Genomic DNA, 5,607 nt, shown 5'->3' on the forward strand with positions numbered 1-5,607 from the left:
TTAAATTTTACAATCTGCCATCTGGATTTTTTTGAGTAAATTCTTTCAACGATTTTTGAACCTCATTACTCAAATCTTTTCTAATCCTTGTTGATAATTCACTTATTTCTTTATACTGTTTTGTATTCGTATGCTGATTAAAGTTCATCTTGTCTAAAACGCTAGTAATATTTTTCAGAAGTTTATTATTATCAACTTTTTTATTCAGTTCTTCTTTAATAATTTGCTTAGGACTTAAATTTGAACTTTCAAAACTAGAATACAATTTATTCCCGCTTCTGTCATATAAACTAATATCTTTAAAAACTTTATTTTGATATAAAATTTCTAAGTTTTCAGGGAGATTATTAACTACCCTATCATGTGCTTCTTGGGTAGTTGCTCTTGCTGTTTTTGGCGATAATATAAATTGATCTTCATATCGGGACAACGTCCCTAAATATGATTCGATTTTTGGTACAGCCATAACATATAAATTTATTTCATAACCTTTGTCCTTTAACTGATTTGCTGTATTCATTGGAACTTCACTTGTTCTTAATGTTCCCTCAATGATTAAATTAAATCCTTTGTCACTAAGATAATCAATTATTTTTTCAGTCATTTGATTTGAAAAAGGCGTTACATATTCTACAACATCTTTTCCATATTTTTGTTCTAAAAGTTGGTAATTCGGGTGCAATTGTTTAAATGAATCATTATCAATTGAAATAACATTATTTCCTTGTTCTGCTTCTATAATTCCATATAAAGTTGTTTTCCCAGCGCCTGGCTGTCCTCCTAAAAGATAAGCTTTTGAATTTGTACTAGAACTTTTATCCTTTTTAAGCTTGTTTAAAATAAATTCAAAGGCTTTATAAAATTCTTTTTCAGAATATTGACTTAACTGTTCCATATCATGCAACACTACTACTTGTTTCTAAGTTTTCAGCATATTTTTTCATATTTTCCCAATAAGCCATTAAATCATCTAGTTCCGCCATACTTTGTTTAAACAAATCAAGGTTTAGCATCTCTTCAAATTGTTCAATCAGTTTAATTAAAAAATGGTTTTCATCAGCAGGCGTTAAATCTTGCTGAATCGCTAAATTAACCACTTTGGCGTACACACTATTGGCAAATTCATTTAAAAGTTCAATCTTGTAAGTTTTCTTGTAATCTAAATTCATAGTAGCTCCTCCTTAAGTTTCAGCTAAAAGTTCTTGTACTTCTTCAAGTGTTCGTTCATCAAGTAATATTTTTGTATCAATCCAAATTTGGTCTTGCTGTTCATCCATTAGATCACTTTGTTTTAAAGCTAAATTTAAGTATTGTAAAAATTCCATTGTAAACATTATCGTTTTTTTCTCTTTTATATTTTATTTTATGGTCTTTTAAAAACCCAATTAAAGGACTTATTCGGTGGTTTCAGCGGTTTTAAAAGCTTGTTTATATATAAATGACCTTAACTGCTAAAAATCTCTTAGAAACGATTTTATAGCCATTTTAGCTGTTGTTTGTTTGATTATGTTCAAGTAGTGCATGTGTAAGAAAGTTTTGTCGTTCTTCTAGGTCAGGGTGTTCTTCGATAAATTCTTCGTGTTTTTTGATATTCCAATAATCGCCAAACATATTTCTCATAGTGCCATATAAGTAGTTTTCATAATTTTTGACATTTTTTTCGTTACTTCTGATTGCGTTAAAATATCGGCGTAAGGATAAAGTTAATCTATGTTGCAACTCTTCATCATCAAGTAAAAAGTGCATTCCAATATTTTGATGTTCTTTTTCCATATCCCTACGTGCATTTAAAATAATACCAATTACTTTACGCATTTGTTGTGGTGTTCTAACCCAAAAACTTAGCAATTGGATAGCTTCGGGTTCAAGTGGAACTTGATCGCCGCTATCTAATGTTAAAAAGTCTTTTGCATTAGTTACTAGGTCTTGATTTTGATTTTCTATTTTTTGTGTTGAATAATTAGTTGTGGAAAAGTCTAGCTCTGCTGTATCTATATTGTATCTAGTAAATCTAAGTATATCTTTATCTTGATTTACTGCATTTTTTGCAGTTCCGTTTGTATCAACGGATTCAGGCTTTTTTTGTCGAGCTGCATTTTTTGCAGTTCCGCTTGTACCACTGGATTTGGAAGACACAATATTTTTTTGTCGAGCTGCATTTTTTGCAGTTCCGTTTATACCAAAGGGTTCAGCTTCATCACTTGTTTTTTGCTTTAGATAAACATCTTGAGCAGTTACATTTAATTGTGCAAGGTACAAACGATTAGGAAGATTCCTTTTTTGTTTTGGATCAAAACCCATCTTCTGTTGAAATAAGAGATTTACTTTTTCGAGTTCTTTTTTTATTTTGATTACTTTGTGTTCTGAACAGTTAAATAGTTTCTGCAGCTCATTGTTAGTAAAAATAAAATAAACTTTGTTATCTTCATCTACCCACTGATTTTTTAATGAGTACTCTAATCTATCTTTTAAAACCATATAGGCCAGTTTTGCTTCAGCGCTTAAATTTTTATAAGTTTTGCCATAAATGAGTACTTTAGGAAATTGAAAAAAAAGATCTCCATAAACGTTATTTGCTTCATAAAAATTAAAACTTTTTCGTTCCATAAATAAAACTCCCTTTGTAACATACATTGCTAAAGAAGAGAGTTGATAAAATCTATCACTTGAATTAGACTGTATAAGTGATAGATTAATAAAACGTTTGGTTGCCATTGCCGAATGTACACCAGAACGTTTTATAGCAATATATGTTATGCATATTTTTAAGGCTGTTTAATTGCAGTCTTATTTTTATTTAAAAATCAAAGGCGACCCTTCTATGACAAAGTGACTCTCTAGAAGGGTCGTTTTGTTTTTTTTAGTAGAAAGTAAAATGTTTATTCTATCTAATTGTAATAATACACTTTCTAAGTGTACTATTCAAAGACTTTTTAAATAAATATATTTTTGACAATCCGTCTATATTTGGTATACTGAATATACCAAATATATTACATATATTAAGTATACTTAGTATATAAAAAGGAGTAAACAATGGCCTACGTTATAGTTTTTACAAATTTAAAGGGTGGCGTAGGAAAAACATCTGATACAGACATGATGTCTTTAGTTGCCTCACAGATTTTCCATAAAAAGGTATTACTTATTGATGTTGATTTACAAGCTAACAGTACACAAAATATGAGCCGCACATTCAATAATGTAGAATATCCACAATCATTTACTAATGCAGTTATGGAAGGCAGTCTAAAAAGGGCTATTGTTTCATTGTCTTCTAATCTTGACTTTATCGCAGGTTCTGCAGGAACACACGATTTAAATGAATGGATTCTCGACCATAGTAAAAACAAGAAGGGCCGCTACTTGTTTTTTAAAAATATGATCGAAGAACTACAAGACGGTTATGATTATATATTTTTTGACGTTGCTCCAAGTACTGATAATACAGTAGATGCAATTATGATGTGTTGTGATTATATAATTCCTGTTCAAGAAGTAAAGCGTTTTTCTATGGATGGAACAGCGTCCTTAATATCTAATTATCTTACACCCATGGTTGAAGCTTTTCCTGAGGAAGCCCATTTTCAAGTTGCAGGAGTTTTACCAGCAATTTTTCAAAATAGAAAACGACAGCAACAAATTAATTATGAAGAAACTGTTGAACGTTATGGGCAAGATAATGTTTTTTTCACTATTATAAAAAGGCTAGAACGGCTTGATCGCTTTGGTGAACATGGCATTACTTTAAATGACTATCAGGATCGAAAAATTTGGGCAATTTTTGCTGATCTTTTATTGGAACTTGAAGCAAGAATTACTTCATTTGAACAAACTGGTGATATTTTAGATTTTAAGTTTAAGCCTATTTATTATGATATTGAAAATAATAAAGAATTAGCTGCAAGTAAGGAGATAAAACTTAATGGCATTGATCAATAATCAAAAAAAGATAAATAGAAAAGAAGACATTCAAGCAGCGGATATTAAAATAAAAAATGATGTAAAAATTGACTATGGTGAAAAGAAATATAGTGCTAAAGATAGGAGACCGGTGCAGGTAGACCCCCCTGTCCTAAAAATGTTAGGCTCTTTATCTTATGCCAAAGATATGCCAATGTATAAAGTTGTAGAAACAGCCGTTGATGCGTATATTAAATCTTTACCAGAGAATGAAAGAGCTCTCTACGAAATGAAACAGAAAAAATAAACAGAGTAAAAGTATACTAAATATATTTAGTATACCTAATATACTTGATATATTTTGGTCTAAGAAATGGACCTTTAAATATGTAAACAAAATTTCTAGAAACAAAGATAAGAATTACTATGTATTAGCAAATAAAATTTTTGTAATATCATGGTGTACCCACAGACAACACTTTTGTGATATAATTTAGATAGACAAAAAGAGCAGATTAAACAAAGATTTATAGCTGCTCTTTTAGTTTAAAATAATATGTTAATTCTACATGTTAATTCTGCTTTTAGAAGGTGAGATAAAAAATGCGTGTTGGGTATGCTCGAGTTAGTACTTTAGATCAAAATTTAGAACGACAATTAACCAGATTAAAAGAAGCCGGCGTTAAAAAAATTTTTCAAGAAAAAATTTCTGGTAAGAATACTGATCGTCCAGCTTTAAAAAAAATGCTAGCTTATATTCACGAAGATGATCAAGTGATCGTCTTAAGTTTGGACCGGCTTGGCCGAAATAACCAAGATATTTCTGACATTATTGAATATATCAACCATAAAAAAGCTGTCTTGCGTATCTTGAATCTGCCAACTTTTGACAATATTCAAGATAAAAATCTGCAACGACTCATGACCAACTTAGTCTTAGAAATTTATAAGTATACGGCTGAAAATGAGCGTACACAAATTCGGGAAAGACAGCGGCAAGGGATCGAGTTGGCTAAACAACGTGGTGTATATCGTGGCGGTATCCCGCAATATACGGCTCATTCAACTAATCCGCAAAAAAGACATACTTATGAGCGCATTACAGAGCTCTTAAAAGACAAAGACCAAGGGAAAAAGATTACAATTGCAGAGATCGCGCGTGACAACGGCGTTTCACGTAATTTAGTGTATAAAATTCAAAAACAACAGCATAATTCAAAAGATTAAACAAATCGACATAGCCAGATTAAAAAGACAAACATGACGCTAAATTTATCCGTTAATGACGATCACAATAATTTAGAAGGTGACTTAGATGTATAACCTATGCCATAAACATATTTTATTTACTGGCGAATTGAGTTCAATGACCCGCCAACATGCACAACAATTGGCGCAAAGTCTTGGAGCATTGCCGCAGCATAATGCTTCTAAAACAATTGATTTTGTCATTGCTGGTCGAATCAGTAAAAGTATGGACCAGGAATTAACAACAAAAAAATTACAGTATGCTCAGGCACACAAAATCCAAGTTTTAAATGAACATGATTTCTTGACGTGGTGTAATTTTCGTACAAAACTGTTATGCGATACAGTTACCTAAAAATTGTAACTCGTAGAAATAACATAAAATTTTTTCTTCCTATTATATTTATACTGAGTACAAAAATTTAGGTAGCGTCAAGAATCTTGTGTAAATGAAAT

General features: G+C 30.8%; 8 protein-coding genes. 4 read left to right on the top strand and 4 right to left on the bottom strand.

Features of this window, described 5'->3' with window-relative positions:
• Positions 1-7: 7 nt before the first annotated feature.
• The 4 genes from FC65_RS08405 to FC65_RS08415 all read right to left on the bottom strand — a co-directional run bounded on the left by FC65_RS08405 (position 8) and on the right by FC65_RS08415 (position 2,607).
• On the bottom strand, positions 8-895 hold the full coding sequence (locus FC65_RS08405) for a zeta toxin family protein (RefSeq protein WP_056972306.1): 888 nt from the start codon (positions 893-895) through the stop codon (positions 8-10).
• Position 896: 1 nt separating this feature from the next.
• Positions 897-1,169 (bottom strand): hypothetical protein, encoded by a 273-nt coding sequence (locus FC65_RS08410; RefSeq protein ID WP_056972307.1) that lies wholly within the window; start codon positions 1,167-1,169, stop codon positions 897-899.
• A 12-nt stretch (positions 1,170-1,181) separates the two neighbouring features.
• Positions 1,182-1,334: a hypothetical protein gene (locus FC65_RS11870; protein WP_156408609.1), complete on the bottom strand. Its 153-nt coding sequence runs from the start codon at positions 1,332-1,334 to the stop codon at positions 1,182-1,184.
• Positions 1,335-1,485: 151 nt separating this feature from the next.
• Complete coding sequence (locus FC65_RS08415; RefSeq protein ID WP_056972309.1) at positions 1,486-2,607, bottom strand: replication initiator protein A; 1,122 nt, start codon at positions 2,605-2,607, stop codon at positions 1,486-1,488.
• Positions 2,608-3,036: 429 nt separating this feature from the next.
• On the opposite strand from FC65_RS08415, the gene prgP reads away from it, so the two are divergent.
• The 4 genes from prgP to FC65_RS08435 all read left to right on the top strand — a co-directional run bounded on the left by prgP (position 3,037) and on the right by FC65_RS08435 (position 5,506).
• The gene (gene prgP / locus FC65_RS08420) at positions 3,037-3,942 is read left to right on the top strand and encodes a ParA superfamily DNA segregation protein PrgP (protein ID WP_056972310.1); all 906 of its coding nucleotides are present in this window, start codon (positions 3,037-3,039) and stop codon (positions 3,940-3,942) included.
• Positions 3,926-4,210, top strand: a complete 285-nt coding sequence (gene prgO, locus FC65_RS08425; protein ID WP_056972311.1) for a DNA segregation protein PrgO — start codon at positions 3,926-3,928, stop codon at positions 4,208-4,210. Before prgP ends, prgO begins: the two co-directional genes overlap by 17 nt.
• A 296-nt stretch (positions 4,211-4,506) precedes the next feature.
• Positions 4,507-5,130 carry a recombinase family protein gene (locus tag FC65_RS08430; RefSeq protein ID WP_056972312.1) on the top strand — a complete coding sequence of 208 codons (624 nt, stop codon included), beginning with the start codon at positions 4,507-4,509 and terminating at the stop codon, positions 5,128-5,130.
• An 88-nt stretch (positions 5,131-5,218) separates the two neighbouring features.
• Positions 5,219-5,506 (top strand): BRCT domain-containing protein, encoded by a 288-nt coding sequence (locus FC65_RS08435; protein ID WP_056972313.1) that lies wholly within the window; start codon positions 5,219-5,221, stop codon positions 5,504-5,506.
• Positions 5,507-5,607: the final 101 nt, after the last annotated feature.

The organism is Ligilactobacillus acidipiscis DSM 15836 (assembly GCF_001435755.1).
GTDB lineage: Bacteria > Bacillota > Bacilli > Lactobacillales > Lactobacillaceae > Ligilactobacillus > Ligilactobacillus acidipiscis.

Excerpts from the sequence above, each read along its gene's own strand:
- FC65_RS08405 (WP_056972306.1), bottom strand. The coding sequence starts at position 895 with ATGGAACAGTTAAGTCAATATTCTGAAAAAGAATTTTATAAAGCCTTT.
- FC65_RS08410 (WP_056972307.1), bottom strand. The coding sequence starts at position 1,169 with ATGAATTTAGATTACAAGAAAACTTACAAGATTGAACTTTTAAATGAA.
- FC65_RS11870 (WP_156408609.1), bottom strand. The coding sequence starts at position 1,334 with ATGTTTACAATGGAATTTTTACAATACTTAAATTTAGCTTTAAAACAA.
- FC65_RS08415 (WP_056972309.1), bottom strand. The coding sequence starts at position 2,607 with ATGGAACGAAAAAGTTTTAATTTTTATGAAGCAAATAACGTTTATGGA.
- prgP (WP_056972310.1), top strand. The coding sequence starts at position 3,037 with ATGGCCTACGTTATAGTTTTTACAAATTTAAAGGGTGGCGTAGGAAAA.
- prgO (WP_056972311.1), top strand. The coding sequence starts at position 3,926 with ATGGCATTGATCAATAATCAAAAAAAGATAAATAGAAAAGAAGACATT.
- FC65_RS08430 (WP_056972312.1), top strand. The coding sequence starts at position 4,507 with ATGCGTGTTGGGTATGCTCGAGTTAGTACTTTAGATCAAAATTTAGAA.
- FC65_RS08435 (WP_056972313.1), top strand. The coding sequence starts at position 5,219 with ATGTATAACCTATGCCATAAACATATTTTATTTACTGGCGAATTGAGT.